Here is a 14548-nt window from a genome sequence, read left to right on the forward strand (position 1 = left end):
CCCCTTCCCTCCCGCGGCAACTTTCTGCAATGTGGCGAGTCGGAGGAAGATAGGGGAACTCAATGTATGAATATGCCATAGCGTGGGAATGGCTGGCTTTCGCGGCGCGCTGGTTTCACGTCATCACCGCGATCGCCTGGATCGGCTCGTCGTTTTATTTCATCGCCCTCGACCTCGGTCTGGTGAAGCGGCCGCATCTTCCGCCGGGCGCCTATGGCGAGGAATGGCAGGTGCATGGCGGCGGTTTCTATCACATCCAGAAATACCTGGTGGCCCCGGCGCAGATGCCCGAGCACCTGACCTGGTTCAAGTACGAAAGCTACTTCACCTGGCTCTCCGGCTTCCTGATGCTCTGCATCGTCTATTACGGCGGTGCCGACCTCTTCCTCATCGACCGGCATGTGCTCGATATCAGCGCGCCGGTGGCGATCCTGATGTCACTTGCTTCGCTCGCCGTCGGCTGGGTCGTCTACGACCTGCTCTGCAAGTCGCCGCTCGGCAAGAACACCTGGGGACTGATGGCCGTGCTCTATGCGGTGATGGTCTTCATGGCCTGGGGCTACACACAGCTTTTCACCGGCCGAGCCGCTTTCCTGCATCTCGGCGCCTTCACCGCGACGATCATGTCGGCCAACGTCTTCATGGTCATCATCCCCAACCAGAAGATCGTCGTCGCCGACCTCATCGCGGGGCGCACGCCCGATCCGAAATACGGGCAGATCGCCAAGCAGCGCTCGCTGCACAACAACTACCTCACGCTGCCCGTCATCTTCTTCATGCTGTCGAACCACTATCCACTGGCCTTCGGCACCGCCTACAACTGGGTGATCGCCGCCCTCGTCTTCCTGATGGGCGTCACCATCCGCCACTGGTTCAACACGACGCATGCGCGCAAGGGACGGCCGACCTGGACATGGATCGCGACGGTCATCCTCTTCATCCTTATCATGTGGCTTTCGACCGTGCCGAAGGCGCTGACGGGCGAACGCGATACGACTGCCGCTGTTGCGCCCGCGTTCCAGCAATTCGCCGGCGATCCGCACTTCCCTGCCGTCAAGGAGTTGATCTCGACGCGCTGTTCGATGTGCCATGCTGCCGAACCCGTCTACGAGGGCCTTGCCCGCCCGCCGAACGGCGTCATCTTCGAAAATGACGCGGAAATCGCCGCCCATGCGCGCGAAATCTATATACAGGCAGGCCGCAGCCATGCAATGCCGCCCGGCAATGTGACGGATATCACGCCGGACGAGCGCAAGCTGCTCGTCACCTGGTTCGAAAGCGCAGTCGAAGGCAAACAGCAATGACGACAAAACTCCTGCGCGGGCGCCTGCTCTCGTTCAAGCGCGCTCCGCTCAGTCTCACCGATACGGAGAGCTATAGCTACGAGACCGACGGCGGCCTGGTGATCGAGGCCGGCAAGATCACCGCGATCGGCGCCTACTCCGGCATCAGGAAGAAGGCTCCGGCGGATGCGGTCGAAATCGACCACCGCCCGCACCTGATCATGCCGGGCTTTATCGACACGCACCTGCATTTTCCGCAGATGCAGGTGATCGCCTCCTACGCGGCCGACCTGCTCGAATGGCTGAACACCTATACCTTCCCGGAGGAATGCCGCTTCGTCGAAAGCGCGCATGCGCAGAAGATCGCGACGCATTTCTACGACGAGCTGCTCCGTCACGGCACGACGACGGCCGCCGCCTATTGCTCCGTCCACAAGACCTCCACCGATGCCTATTTCGCGGAGGCCATACGCCGGAACATGTGCATGGTCGGTGGCAAGGTGATGATGGACCGCAATGCGCCTCAGGGCCTGCTCGACACGCCTCAGATGGGCTATGACGAAACGCGGCAGGTGATTGCCGACTGGCACGGCAAAGGCCGAAACCACGTCGCCATCACGCCGCGCTTCGCGATCACCTCAACGCCGCAGCAGATGGAGGCGGCCCAGGCGCTCACCCAGGAATTTCCGGGCCTGCACATCCAGACGCACCTCTCGGAAAATCACGAGGAGATTAGGTTCACTTGCGAGCTCTATCCGGACGCGATCGACTACACCGATATCTACGCCCGCTACGGTCTGCTTGGGCCGAAGAGCCTCTTCGGCCACTGCATCCACCTCTCCGATCGCGAGGCCGGCGCCATGAATGAGGCGGGCGCCGTCGCCGTTCACTGCCCGACGTCCAACCTCTTCCTCGGCTCCGGACTCTTCCCGCTGAAGGCACTCGCGCGTCGCGAAAAACCCGTCAGGATCGGCGTCGCCACCGATATCGGCGGCGGCTCCAGCTATTCGATGCTGCGCACGATGGACGAAGCCTACAAGATCCAACAGCTCCTCGGCGAGCGTCTCAACCCGCTCGAAAGCTATTACTACATGACGCTCGGCAATGCCGAAGCACTCTCGCTTGCAGACAGCATCGGAACGCTGGATGAAGGCACGGACGCCGATCTCGTCGTCCTGAACGCAGCGGCAACGCCTGCCATGGCGCTGAAGATGGACGTCGTGAAGACTCTTCCGGAAGAACTCTTCCTGCTCCAGACCATGGGCGATGACCGGGCGATTGTGGAGACCTATGTGGCGGGCGAGGCAGCGAAGAGCAACCTCACCATTGAACCCAAAATGGGAGCATCATAGAACTTCCATGAGAGTGATCGCCCGGCGAACATTGCGCAATTTGTCGAAAGTCCGCAGGGTCAGAAAGGTCAAGCGGCCTTGATTACAACAAGATCGATGCTGCAGTGGTGGATTATGAGTGAATTAAGACCCATCCGGAGTAATGAAGACTACGAGAATGCGCTCACTCTTTTAAAGCAACTCTGGGGTGCGCCGGATGGTTCTCCCGAAGCAGACAAGCTGGACATTCTCGCGACGCTGATCGATGCCTATGAGGCGTCACACTATCCAATCGATCTGCCCGACCCAATCGACGCCATTCTGTTTCGCATGGAGCAACAGGGCTTGAGCCGCAAGGACCTTGAGCCAATCCTCGGCAGTCGGGGACGCATAGCGGAAATTTCTCAATCGCAGGCGATCCCTCTCGAAATGATACGCCGGCTGCATGAGCATCTCGGGATTCCGACCGACATTTTGATCCAGCCGATCCGTACCAACGCGGCATAGGATATTAGTAAGACCAGTTCCTCTTCAAAGTCTCCATCACCGCGCGGATGATCGGAACATTTCTGATATCCGAGTGAACGACCAGCCAGACTTCACGCGTCAGCGGCTTCGTCTCCCGAATGACCTCCACAAGGTCGTTCGCGCCGGCAAGGAGAAAATTCGGAAGGAGAGCGACGCCGCCGCCGGCTTTCGCGGCGGAAAGCTGGAATTCGAGCGTCGTGGCCCTGATGGACAGTTTTCGCCCATTCGCCACATCGAGCAGGCGCATCGACTGCGGCGAGCTCGACATCGTTTCGTCATAGGCGATGAAGCTCCAGGCCTCCTCAGGCACGGAAGCCAGATAGGCCGGGGAGGCATAGAAGCCAAAAGCCACGTCGCCAAGCTTGGTAACGGTAAAGTCGCCCTGCTCCGGCTTCGTCATTCGGACCGCAATATCCGCCTCCCGCCGGTCGAGCGAGGCGTAGCGCGTCTCGCCGACAATGGTGATGCCGATGTCCGGATAGTTGCGCCGCAGTTCGACAAGCGGCCCGGCAAGCAAGGCGGCCGCAAGGGTCGGCGGCGCGCTTACCGTGACGTCGCCCGCAAGGCCGCCGCCGGCAGCAAGACTCACGCGTTCGATTGCCCGCGCCTCCTCGCCCATGCGCTCGGCCATCACTGCGACCCGCTCCCCATCTGCCGTCAGCGACACGCGCCGTCCGCGCCGATCTATGAGTTTCACACCCATCTGCGCTTCCAGACGGGCGACGCGGCGGGCGACCGTCGCGTGCTCCACGCCGAGTAAGCGGGCCGCGCCGAGCAACGTTCCGGTCTGCGCCAGGGCTGCGAAGTAGCGGAGATTTTCCCAATCGAACATTGATCATTTTTTCCCATCGATTGGCAAACAATAGGGAATTTTCGATCAACAAGCCATCGGCCATGATTGCCGCAACAGCAAATCGGAGCACAGTCATGGACAAGATCGTTACACTTCAGACGCCGGGCGGCATCGAACAACTGCAGGTCTTGGAGCGCACGCCAAAGCAGCCTGGCCCCGATGAGATCCGCATACGGCACGAAGCGATCGGCATGAATTTCCTCGACATCTACCACCGCAAGGGCATCTATCCCCTGCCGGCCTATCCGGCCGTCCTAGGCGTCGAGGGCGCGGGCATCGTAGAGGCCGTTGGCACCGGCGTCATCGAACTGAAACCGGGCGACCGCGTTGCCTATGCCGGCGCGATCGGCGCCTATGCCGCAACACGCCTGCTTCCCGCCGCGCGCGCCATCCGCCTTCCGGATGAGATCCCGTCGCGCGTCGCCGCCGCCTCGATGCTAAAGGGCATGACCGCCTACATGCTGCTGACGCAAACCTACAAGGTCGGCCCCGGCACGATCGTCCTCGTCCATGCGGCCGCGGGCGGCCTCGGCAGCATTCTGGTGCGGTGGGCAAAACATCTCGGGGCGACGATCATCGGGACCGTCAGTTCGCAGGAAAAGGCCGGGCTTGCCGTCAAACACGGCGCCGATCACGTGATCGTCGGGCGCGACGCGGATGTGGTCGGCGAAGTGAAACGGCTGACGGGCGGCCGTGGCGTCGATGCCGCCTATGACGGCATCGGCGGCAGCATGCTTTCTAAGACCATCCAATGCGTGCGCCCGTTCGGCGTCGCCGCAACGATCGGACAGGCCGGCGGCCCGATACCTCCGGTCTCCGTCGAGGAGTTGCGTCCCGGAAAATCGCTCACGCATCCGAGCATCATGGCCCACATCGCAGACGGCGAAAATTATGCCGCCGCCGCCAAGGCAACAATCGAAATGACGCAGTCGGGCATCGCCGCAACGATCGCCGGCGAGTATGCCTTGGCATACGCGGCAAAGGCGCAGCAATTCCTCGAAAACGGAGGTGCCGCAGGGAGCCTGATTCTTGTTCCCTAGGCGACGAAAGATGTACCCTCTTGCCTGAAAATCATGTTAAGGGCCATGGCGTTATCCAGATGTGAAAGTCTTGTCCATGGCCACTCCTCTCACCATCGCCGACCTTAAGAAACTCGCCCAGCGCCGAGTGCCGAAAATGTTCTTCGACTATGCGGATTCGGGCGCCTGGACAGAGTCGACCTATCAGGCGAACGAGAGCGATTTTGCCAAGATCAAGCTGCGCCAGCGGGTTCTCGTCGACATGACGAACCGCACGCTGGAGACAACGATGGTCGGCCAGAAGGTCTCGATGCCGGTGGCGCTCGCGCCGACGGGTCTTACCGGCATGCAGCATGCCGACGGCGAGATGCTGGCGGCCCGTGCAGCGGAAGAAGCCGGCGTTCCCTTCACGCTCTCGACGATGAGCATCTGCTCAATCGAGGATGTCGCCTCGGTGACGACGCGACCCTTCTGGTTCCAGCTCTATGTGATGAAGGACAAGGACTTCGTCATGAACCTGATCAACCGCGCCAAGGCGGCAAAGTGCTCGGCACTGGTTCTGACGGCCGACCTGCAGATCCTCGGCCAGCGGCATAAAGACCTGCGCAACGGCCTCTCCGCTCCGCCGAAATTCACGCCGAAGCATATCTGGCAGATGGCGACGCGCCCCTTCTGGTGCCTCGACATGCTCAAGACCAAGCACCGTACCTTCGGCAACATCGTCGGCCACGCCAAGAATGTCTCCGACCTCTCCTCGCTGTCCTCTTGGACAGCTGAGCAGTTTGATCCGCAGCTTTCCTGGGCCGATGTCGCCTGGATCAAGGAAAAATGGGGCGGCCCGCTGATCATCAAGGGCATTCTCGATGTCGAGGACGCGAAGGCGGCAGCCGAGACGGGCGCCGACGCGATCGTCGTCTCTAACCATGGCGGCCGCCAGCTGGACGGCGCTCCCTCTTCGATTAGCATGCTCCCGCAGATCGTCGATGCCGTCGGCCACAAGATCGAGATCCATCTCGACGGCGGCATCCGCTCCGGCCAGGACGTGCTGAAGGCCGTGGCGCTTGGCGCCAAAGGCACCTATATCGGCCGCCCTTTCCTCTACGGCCTCGGCGCCATGGGCAAGGAAGGCGTGACACTGGCGCTCGGCATCCTCCGCAAGGAGATGGACATCACCATGGCACTCTGCGGCAAGCGCGACATCAACGACGTCAATTCGTCGATCATCGCCGGACGGCAGTAGCAGCACCGTTTACGAGATACACATAAGTGTGTATAATCGCATTTCATGAAGAGCGCAGACGTCATCGCGTTGCTGAAAAAGGATGGCTGGTTCGAGGTTTGCCCGTAAGGGCAGCCATAGGCAGCTGAAACACCCTACAAAATCCAGCCGCGTGACCGTTCCCCATCCAAGGCGCGACGTTCCGATTGGCACTCTTAAGAGCATCGAAAAGCAATCCGGTCTCAGCCTGAGGTGATTATGCGCAACTATATCGGACTGATCCATAAGGAAAGCGACAGTGACTATGGCGTGTCTTTCCCTGATTTTCCAGGCGTCGTGACCGCTGGGAAAAGCCTGGACGAGGCGCGGAAAATGGCAGAGGAAGCCTTGGCATTCCATGTCGAAGGCATTGCTGACAATGGCGAAGCCATTCCCGAACCATCCAGCCTTGAAAGCATCATGGCGGATCCGGAAAACGGCGGCGGTGTTGCAATTCTCGTGAGCCTCAAAACGCCAGCCCGCAAGGCGATTCGTATCAACATCACCCTTCCGGAAGACGTACTTGAACGCGTGGATGCATTTGCCGCGGCGCAGGGATTGTCCCGTTCCGGCTTTCTCGCGCGAGCGGCGAAACATGAAATCGATCGCGGCGAAGCAGCTTAAAACTGCGGCATTCTTCCCGTTGCCAGCGCGGCCGCCCAATCCGGGCGGCCGTTTGCTTTTGCAAGCGTCGACATCGCCATGTGATCGTAGGGGACGTTGCGGAAATAGGGCGTCCAGCCGGACGCGGATTTCTCCAGAATGGCGTAGCTTGCCATCGGATGGCCGGTCTCAACCTTGTGCGGATAGGGCTTTTCATCGTTGTAAGCCGGGCAGCCGACGCTGCCGGGATTGACGATGAGACGACCGTGCGAAAGGCGGACGGCGCGGGGGATGTGCGTATGGCCGCAAAGGATCAGCGGAAAGTCGATGCCTTCCGCGAGCGCCTCGATCTCCTCCTGCGGCTTCAGAAACACATGGCCCTCGGGTGCCACGGATTCCAGCCAGTACAGGTTGTCATCGCCAGGCGTGGCGTGGCAAAGATAGGCTTCTTCTTGATAGATCAGCTTGGTCGGCAGCGATCGCAGCCAGTCGAGATGATGCGGCAAAAGCTGCTCGTGGGCTACCTTATCTGACGCATGCATGGCTTCGGGTTTCTGCTCGATCAGGTAGCGGTCGTGATTGCCGCGGACCGTCGGCAGAGCGAACGGGATGAGCAGGTCGGCGGTCTTGCCAGCTTCCAGCGGACCGCTGAAGCAATCGCCGAGATCGACGATGTCCGAAATGCCCTGCGCGCGGATATCCGCAAGGACCGCCGCCAGCGCCGGATGATTGCCGTGGATATCCGCGATAGCCGCAAACTGCATCGCCTAGCTCCCGCGATAGGTGGAATAGCCGTAGGGCGAGATCAGCAGCGGCACGTGGTAATGCGCAGCAGTATCCGCAATGCCGAAGCGGATCGGCACGAGATCGAGAAAGGCCGGATGCGGCAACGGCGTGCCCGAAGCACGCAGATAGTCGCCCGCATGAAACAGCAGTTCGTAGGTTCCGGCCTGAAAACTTTCGCCGGAGAGAATCGGCCCGCCGTCCACGCGTCCGTCCGAATTGGTTTCGACCGTTTTGATGTGATGGCGAATATCCCCATCCAGGCGAAACAGGTCGATCCTCAGCCCTTGGGCGGGCTTGCCGGAGGCCGTGTCGAGAACATGGGTCGTCAGTCCGGTCATAGGGCTGGCTCGCTGATGATGTATGGCGTTTCGAAGAAGTGTTCTTCCAGATTATCGCCGGGTCCATCCCTGTCGACAACCAGAAAATCGCTCGGTTGCCCGAGCACCAACAACGGGTGATGCCAGACGTTGCGCCGGTAGTTCACGCCCTGGCCGCCCCGCGCGAGAAACACCTGCGGCCTGCCGGGTTTTCCGTCCTGATCTTCCGAAACCGCCACCAGAAACGGCCGGCCGGAAAGCGGCGAGAAGCTCTGGCTGCCGAACGGATGCCGCTCCATCATGCCGATCTCGTAAGGAAAGCTGCGCGGCTGGCCGCGAAAGAGATTGATGACGACGCGCGCGCCCTCGCCAGCCGCTTCTGCCGTCGCCAGCGCATGGAAACGTTCGGTCGTGCCGCTGTTGATATAGCGCATGGTCGACGGATCGGCCTCGATGACGTCACCGAACGGCACGAAGGTAGTTTTGGTGAGGGGCTGGATGTCGAGAAGGTCCGTCAAAAGTCATTCACCTTGGGCGTGCCAGTGACGCAATCCATGCAATTGATCGAGAAGATCGGGAATGGCTGTTTGCGCAGTATCCCAAACGGCGTCTAGGTTCATGCTCATGTAGCCATGAGCGATACGGTTTCTCATTCCGCGCATTTTTTGCCAAGGCACGTTGGAAAATTCCGCTGCAAACTCGGGATATTCCTCCATGATGCGCGAGGTTGCATCACCAATCATCAGGAGGTTCATTCCAACTGCGCGCTGTCTGACAAGGTCCTTCAGAAATTCATCCTTGCTCATGTCCTTGACGAAATCGACGGTTTCGAATGCGACCTGCTGCATCTCGTCGAGATAGGTTCGAAGCCGATCGATACTCATACAGGCTTGGCTTCCTGCAGGACCCGGCTGCGGACACGTTCGGGAAAATCACCTGGCGTCAGAACGTGGATTTCCGTCCCGGACATCAGCGTCTGCAATTCCTCCAGCAACCCGCCGAGATCGAATAGCGTCGTCCCCGGCAGCGCATCGACAAGAATATCGAGATCGCTGTCCGGCCTGTCCTCGCCGCGAGCGACGGACCCGAAGACACGCGGGTTCGCCGCGTTGAAGCGCTTCGTCGCGTCGCGGATCGCCTGCCTGTTCTTTTCCAACACTTCCGACGGCTTCATCGAGGCATCACTCCTGATGCCTTGAATATAGGCGAGCCGCAATAAAGAAGAAAGAACTCACCCCTTCACCCCGAAAAGCCTCAGACGCATGATGCCGCCGTCCGGATGCATCGCGATGCGCACATGCGTCACCGGCCCGACGTCGGCGATGGAGTCGGGGCCATATTCGTGGATGTGGTCCATCTGCAGTTTGGTGCGCGGCAGGATCGGCCTCCAGTTTTCCGAAGCCGCAATGTCCGCCTCGCTGAGCATATCGCCAAGATCGGGCAGATAGGCGCCGAGAAGCTCACACGTGTCGGGAAAATTGCCCTTGAAGAAGGCAGTGTCTACGATCACGCGCTTGATCCTGCCCGGATGGCCAAGCCGGATCACCGCCCAGTCGTGGCCAGGCCCGCGCCGCCGTTTGGTTTCCCAACCGTCGCCCATGTTGATGCCGCGACCGGGGCCAAGCATCTTGTCCGGGTGGCCGTAATGCGCGTCCGACCAGCCAAGCGACTTCGCGCCGTTGAAGATATAGGCAAGGTCGACTTCTTCATTCGCCTCGACTTTCGACCAGTCGAAATAAGCCGAACCATAAACGCGCAACCGGGCAACGCCGCCATCGGGATAGATATGCAGGCGCAGATGCGTCCAGATCTTTTCCTTGTCGGCGTTTTCGAAGACGTGATGAGCGCTCGGCCCCAGCGGCGACTTCGTGAGGATTTCGGTCCAGATGGTCGCCTCGGTCGGATCGCCGCCCTCGACGAAGGCAGCCTCGATCGAACAATGCGGCGGATAGTTGCCGGTGAAGTAGCTGGTATCGACATCGAAGCCGAAAATGCGGCCGGGCATCGCGAGCTTGACGATCGCCCAGTCGTGGCCGGGCACGCGCTTGCGGCGGCTTTCCCAGCCGTCCATGTATTTGCCGTTGTCGTCGTAAAGATCCGGATCGAAGCTCGCCGGCACATCCTGCAGCATGCGCTCCAGCGGCGCGAAGAACTCGTCCGTCGCATAAAGGCCCTTGGCGCCGAGGCGTGCGGAAGCAAGGTTGATCGCGCCGTTCGCGAAGGACGGCAGGCTCGCATTGGTATTCTCAGTCATTCACTTCTCCGGAAGCATGGATGTCAGGCGCAAAAGCGCAATCTTTTCGACCTCAGCGGCGGCGGTCGCAAACTCCTCGTCGCGGCTGTTACCGATGCGTTTCTCGAAAGCCGCGAGGATACCGTCCTTGTTCAGCCCTTTCACCGCGATGATGAAGGGAAAGCCGAACTTTTCGGTATATGTCTTGTTGAGTTCGGTAAAGCGGGCGTGCTCTTCGGCGCTCAGCCGGTCGAGACCGGCGCTTGCCTGCTCCTTCTTGCTGTCTTCCGTCAGTTCGCCGGCGATGGCCAGGCGTCCGGCAAGATCGGGATGGGCGCGAAGCACGCCAAGACGCTCTTCTTCGCTTGCGGCGCGGAAGACAGCGACCAATGGAATGTGCACTTTGTCCACAGTCAACTCATCGCCGATGAAACCATCGTCATAGGCGCGCTCGGCAATGAAGGGCGAATGCTCGAAGACGCCCCCGAAGCGCGACACGAATTCATCCCGCCGGATCATCAGATCACGTCCTGCTTGTGGTTCTTGTGCCAATGCTCGGCGATCTCGATGCGGCGGGGAATCCACACCTTGTCGTGCTGCAGCACATATTCGATGAAACGCTTAAGCGCCGCCGCACGGCCGGGACGCCCGACAAGGCGGCAATGCAGGCCGACGGACATCATCTTCGGGCTGCCGGCCCGGCCCTCTTCGTAGAGCGAATCGAAGGCATCCTTGAGATATGTGAAGAACTGATCGCCGGAATTGAAGCCCTGCGGCGTCGCAAAGCGCATGTCGTTCGTTTCAAGCGTATACGGAATGATGAGGAACGGCTTGCCGTCGACACCCTTCACCCAATAGGGAAGATCATCGGCGTAGGAGTCTGACGAATAAAGGAACCCGCCCTCCTCCTGCACCAAGCGCAGCGTATTGTCCGAGGGTTTGCCCTGATACATGCCGTAGGGACGCTCGCCGGTAAGCTCGGTATGAAGGCGCACGGCCTCGAGAATGTGCTTACGCTCGAGGTCTTCCGGAAAATCCTTGTACTCCAGCCAGCGGTAGCCATGGCTGGCGATTTCCCAGCCGGCTTCCTTCATCGCTGCGACAGCCTCCGGATTGCGGGCCATCGCAAGCGTCACGCCGTAGACGGTCGCCTGAACCTTGAGCTCGGTGAACATACGCCAGAGCCGCCAGAACCCGGCGCGCGAGCCGTATTCGTAGATCGATTCCATGTTCAGATTGCGCTGGCCTGGCCAAGGTGCTGCTCCGACAATTTCCGACAGCAGGTTCTCGGACGCCGGATCGCCATCGAGGATCGAGCTCTCACCGCCTTCTTCGTAGTTGATGACGAACTGCACGGCGAGCCGGGCCTCGTCCGGCCATTTCGGATCAGGCGTATTCCGGCCGTAGCCGATGAGATCGCGCGGATAGGTATCGGATGCCATCAAATCACCTTCTGAAGGATAGGAGAAACGGTAGCACCCGGAGACGGAATGTCGAGACGGAAATGCGAAACTGACTTTCGCCGCTACGGCACAAGTCACCACCTCTGCTGCCGAATCAGATGCCTACAGCCCGTAACAGCGCGACGCAGAAGACACCAAGCACGACGGAAACGAGCATCGGCAGACGGAGTGCGGCAACGGCTGTGACCGCGCAGGCGATCGTTTCCGCGATACCGGTGGCAAAGGCGGTCGGCGCAACGACCGCCATCAAAACCGCAGGTGGTATGGATTCGATCGCGTTGCGGCGGCTTCCCTCCAGGGATACATGCCGCGCGAGCAGAAGGCCGCTCAGGCGCGTGAGAACGGTCGCGACCGCCATGGCGACGATTGCGAGAAGAGTGGAGAAATCGACCGTCATTGCGTTACCTCCACACGCCGGCTGCCGCTGGCGACTGCCGCAAGCAGGCCGGCAACGGCACCGGCTGCGATATACCAGACGCCGGGCACGAAATGCTGGGTCGCCACCGCGGCCGCACCGCTTGCGAGCAGCACAGCACCGGTTTCCGGTCCCTTCCAGAAGCCCATGACCAGCACGATGAAGACGGCCGGAAAGGCGAAATCCAGTCCGAGCGCCGCGGGATCACCCAGGAAAGCGCCGAGCGTCGCACCCGCAAGGCTCGAAAGCACCCAGGCAAGATAGAAAGGTGCCGCAAGCCCCGCGAACCAGGCTGGTGTAAGCCGCGCAAGGCCGGCACGGAATTCCGCCATCGCCCAGATCTCGTCGGCAAGAAACAGGCATGCGAAATAGCGCTTGCGTCCGCCAAAGGCCTGCATCTTGGTGCCGAGCGAGGCACTCATCAGCACGTGCCGGATATTGACGAGCAGCGCTGCAAAACCGGCGCTCGTCCACGAGGCCGGATGCATCCAGATATCCATCGCCACGAACTGCGATCCGCCGGCAAAGACCAGCGCGCTCATCAGCGCCGTCTCCACCGGAGAAAGCCCTTTGGTGGCTGCAACCGCGCCAAAGACGACGCCGATCGGTATGACGGCAGCGATCAGCGGCGAAATGGCCCGCATGCCCCCCAGAAACTCCGCCCATTTTCCATTCCCGTTCACAATAGGATCTCCGATTTGCTGGGAGGTCTTAGAATGGAGATGAATGGCCGTCTTGAACGAAAGTGATTACCGCGCGCGGTATTGGCCGGGCGTCACTCCCGTGCGCGCCTTGAAATGCCGGCTGAAATGCGCCTGGTCGGCGAAGCCGCATTCGAGCGCAATCTCGGCCGGCTGTCCGCCCGCCTGCAGCTTGCGCCGGGCAACGCGAATGCGGATATCGGTGAGGAAGGCGTGCGGCGTGATGTGGAATTCCTTGCGGAACGCGCGGATCAGGTGCGCGCGGCTGAGGTCCGCCACCGCGGCGAGCTCTTCAAGCCCGACATCGGAAACGTAGTTTTCCATCAGGTAGTCGCGGGCGCGCTGCACGGCGGATCGCTCCCGCGTATCGACCGGCACGATGATCGAACTGCCGTGATGCCGGAACATGGCCTCGAGCACGAGGAACATGCCCTGGCTGGTTTCCAGCGCGCCGACGCCCGATTCCAGCGCGCGATGAGCATCGTGAAAAGCATCGGCGAGCAGCGGATCGTGAAGGATCTGCTTGCCGAAGGCAGGCGTACCGCCGAAGGCGCGGCCGGTGACGTCCTCCAGGATTTCACGGAAGAGCGACATGTCCGGATAAATCATCCGGTAGCGATAGCCGCCCTCCACAGGCGCGCCGTCATGGATTTCGCCGGGATTGATCAGGTAGAGATCGCCAGGCCCTGAGCTTTCGCGTGTGCCCCTGATGGTCGCGATCTGGCTGCCGCTTTCGATGGCGCCGATGCTGAAGGTCTCATGGGCGTGCGGTGCAAACTCATGCGTGAGGAACGTCGCGCTCAGGCACTCCATGCCGCCGAAACGGCTGTCACGCCAGAATCGCGTCGTCTCCGCTCGCGACAGCGGCATGGCCCCGGTCGCCTGTTCCTGGGAGATGTTGTCCATCACCCGGATATAGCATCTTCGGGCCACCCGTTCTTGAACAAAAGTGATCAGGCGATCTTGCGCGCGCTAACCTTGCCCATCGGATGCAGCGAATGGACCCGGAACGGCCCGCCGGTGCCTTCCTCGATCATCAGTGCGATGTTGGCGACAGCGACCGGTTCCGCAAGGACAGCGTCGAAGACGCTGCTGAGCGCCTGCTCGATGCGCGGCATGTCGACAAGATTGACTGGCCCCGTCAAGGGCATATGGAAGCGGAATTCGTCCATTACATAGGGATAGCCCCAGCGATACAGGTTGGCGAACTGCGCGGCCGAAAGCCCGTCCGGATCGCTGCGCTCGATCTCCGCCTCGGAGAGCGGCGCACGGAAGCGATCGAAATGCTGCACGACTGCGGAAGCGAGATAATGTATGTGATCGCAGGGAACCGACGGCACGAGGCTGAAATAATTGCGCAGGCGCGCCACTTCAACGCTTGGAATTAGGAATGGCTGCAGACTGCCGGAGAAGCGCATCATTTCACGCAAGAGTTGTGATTCCGAAACATCCGGTGCAAGATAGAACGGAGCCTTCAACACGCCATGGAAGCCGTAGCGGCGCGGCACGGCGGTATGGAATGCGATTTCGTGGATGCCGATGCCGCGAATGGCTGGAGGTTCAACCATTTCGCCGGAAAAGACGTTGCGGCCAAGCCAATTGGCCGCCACCTGGGTGAGCGGATCGCTCGGCGCAGGCGTGAAGCAAATGGCATAGCGCATGCAATCTCCTCCATCGAAGGAAGGCGCGCGGGCGATTCCGGCGCCGTCGATGCGCAAGCAGATAGGTGATTTGCATGACAGAATAACGAAAAGAACC

General features: G+C 60.7%; 19 protein-coding genes and 1 pseudogene. 7 read left to right on the plus strand and 13 right to left on the minus strand.

Annotated elements, in window-relative coordinates:
- Positions 1–62 precede the first annotated feature (62 nt).
- From BN1800_RS03375 to BN1800_RS03385, 3 genes are all read left to right on the plus strand, one after another.
- Complete coding sequence (locus BN1800_RS03375) at positions 63–1304, plus strand: urate hydroxylase PuuD (protein WP_086994384.1); 1242 nt, start codon at positions 63–65, stop codon at positions 1302–1304.
- Positions 1301–2635: a guanine deaminase gene (guaD, locus tag BN1800_RS03380; RefSeq protein ID WP_086994387.1), complete on the plus strand. Its 1335-nt coding sequence runs from the start codon at positions 1301–1303 to the stop codon at positions 2633–2635. Before BN1800_RS03375 ends, guaD begins: the two co-directional genes overlap by 4 nt.
- Before the next feature lie 96 nt (positions 2636–2731).
- Positions 2732–3121: a helix-turn-helix domain-containing protein gene (locus BN1800_RS03385; protein WP_244564426.1), complete on the plus strand. Its 390-nt coding sequence runs from the start codon at positions 2732–2734 to the stop codon at positions 3119–3121.
- A gap of 4 nt (positions 3122–3125) precedes the next feature.
- On the opposite strand, the gene BN1800_RS03390 is transcribed toward BN1800_RS03385, so the two are convergent.
- Positions 3126–3974 carry a LysR family transcriptional regulator gene (locus tag BN1800_RS03390; RefSeq protein ID WP_086994390.1) on the minus strand — a complete coding sequence of 283 codons (849 nt, stop codon included), beginning with the start codon at positions 3972–3974 and terminating at the stop codon, positions 3126–3128.
- Positions 3975–4069: 95 nt separating this feature from the next.
- Here BN1800_RS03390 and BN1800_RS03395 point away from each other — a divergent pair, with 95 nt between their 5' ends.
- The 4 genes and pseudogenes from BN1800_RS03395 (at position 4070) to BN1800_RS03410 (ending at position 6896) form a co-directional block, all read left to right on the plus strand.
- Positions 4070–5035 (plus strand): quinone oxidoreductase family protein, encoded by a 966-nt coding sequence (locus BN1800_RS03395; protein ID WP_086994515.1) that lies wholly within the window; start codon positions 4070–4072, stop codon positions 5033–5035.
- Between the two features lie 76 nt (positions 5036–5111).
- The gene (locus BN1800_RS03400) at positions 5112–6254 is read left to right on the plus strand and encodes an alpha-hydroxy acid oxidase (RefSeq protein ID WP_086994393.1); all 1143 of its coding nucleotides are present in this window, start codon (positions 5112–5114) and stop codon (positions 6252–6254) included.
- 45 nt (positions 6255–6299) lie between these two features.
- Positions 6300–6489, plus strand: a pseudogene (locus BN1800_RS03405) (type II toxin-antitoxin system HicA family toxin).
- A gap of 2 nt (positions 6490–6491) precedes the next feature.
- Positions 6492–6896, plus strand: a complete 405-nt coding sequence (locus BN1800_RS03410) for a type II toxin-antitoxin system HicB family antitoxin (protein ID WP_086994396.1) — start codon at positions 6492–6494, stop codon at positions 6894–6896.
- Here BN1800_RS03410 and BN1800_RS03415 read toward each other — a convergent pair.
- From BN1800_RS03415 to BN1800_RS03470, 12 genes are all read right to left on the minus strand, one after another.
- A complete protein-coding gene (locus tag BN1800_RS03415) occupies positions 6893–7639 on the minus strand; it encodes a metallophosphoesterase family protein (protein WP_086994399.1) in 747 nt (248 codons plus the stop codon). The two genes, BN1800_RS03410 and BN1800_RS03415, sit on opposite strands and share 4 nt — an antisense overlap.
- Positions 7640–7642: 3 nt before the next feature.
- Complete coding sequence (gene uraH, locus BN1800_RS03420) at positions 7643–7999, minus strand: hydroxyisourate hydrolase (RefSeq protein ID WP_027508255.1); 357 nt, start codon at positions 7997–7999, stop codon at positions 7643–7645.
- A complete protein-coding gene (locus BN1800_RS03425; RefSeq protein WP_027508254.1) occupies positions 7996–8496 on the minus strand; it encodes an ureidoglycolate lyase in 501 nt (166 codons plus the stop codon). Before BN1800_RS03425 ends, uraH begins: the two co-directional genes overlap by 4 nt.
- A 3-nt stretch (positions 8497–8499) precedes the next feature.
- Positions 8500–8862: a HepT-like ribonuclease domain-containing protein gene (locus BN1800_RS03430; protein ID WP_027508253.1), complete on the minus strand. Its 363-nt coding sequence runs from the start codon at positions 8860–8862 to the stop codon at positions 8500–8502.
- Positions 8859–9152: a nucleotidyltransferase family protein gene (locus BN1800_RS03435; protein ID WP_086994518.1), complete on the minus strand. Its 294-nt coding sequence runs from the start codon at positions 9150–9152 to the stop codon at positions 8859–8861. Before BN1800_RS03435 ends, BN1800_RS03430 begins: the two co-directional genes overlap by 4 nt.
- Before the next feature lie 57 nt (positions 9153–9209).
- Positions 9210–10232: an allantoicase gene (gene alc / locus BN1800_RS03440; protein ID WP_027508251.1), complete on the minus strand. Its 1023-nt coding sequence runs from the start codon at positions 10230–10232 to the stop codon at positions 9210–9212.
- Positions 10233–10730 carry a 2-oxo-4-hydroxy-4-carboxy-5-ureidoimidazoline decarboxylase gene (uraD, locus tag BN1800_RS03445; RefSeq protein WP_027508250.1) on the minus strand — a complete coding sequence of 166 codons (498 nt, stop codon included), beginning with the start codon at positions 10728–10730 and terminating at the stop codon, positions 10233–10235.
- Complete coding sequence (puuE, locus tag BN1800_RS03450; protein ID WP_086994402.1) at positions 10730–11653, minus strand: allantoinase PuuE; 924 nt, start codon at positions 11651–11653, stop codon at positions 10730–10732. The genes uraD and puuE overlap by 1 nt, the downstream gene beginning before the upstream one ends.
- Before the next feature lie 115 nt (positions 11654–11768).
- Complete coding sequence (locus tag BN1800_RS03455) at positions 11769–12071, minus strand: AzlD family protein (protein WP_086994404.1); 303 nt, start codon at positions 12069–12071, stop codon at positions 11769–11771.
- Positions 12068–12733 carry an AzlC family ABC transporter permease gene (locus tag BN1800_RS03460; RefSeq protein ID WP_051336453.1) on the minus strand — a complete coding sequence of 222 codons (666 nt, stop codon included), beginning with the start codon at positions 12731–12733 and terminating at the stop codon, positions 12068–12070. Before BN1800_RS03460 ends, BN1800_RS03455 begins: the two co-directional genes overlap by 4 nt.
- Before the next feature lie 105 nt (positions 12734–12838).
- Entirely contained in the window at positions 12839–13696 is an 858-nt protein-coding gene (locus tag BN1800_RS03465) for an AraC family transcriptional regulator (protein WP_027508246.1), read from the minus strand.
- A gap of 47 nt (positions 13697–13743) precedes the next feature.
- Positions 13744–14451 carry a DUF1045 domain-containing protein gene (locus BN1800_RS03470; protein WP_086994407.1) on the minus strand — a complete coding sequence of 236 codons (708 nt, stop codon included), beginning with the start codon at positions 14449–14451 and terminating at the stop codon, positions 13744–13746.
- Positions 14452–14548 lie beyond the last annotated feature (97 nt).

Source organism: Rhizobium sullae (assembly GCF_900169785.1).
Taxonomy (GTDB): Bacteria; Pseudomonadota; Alphaproteobacteria; order Rhizobiales; family Rhizobiaceae; genus Rhizobium; species Rhizobium sullae.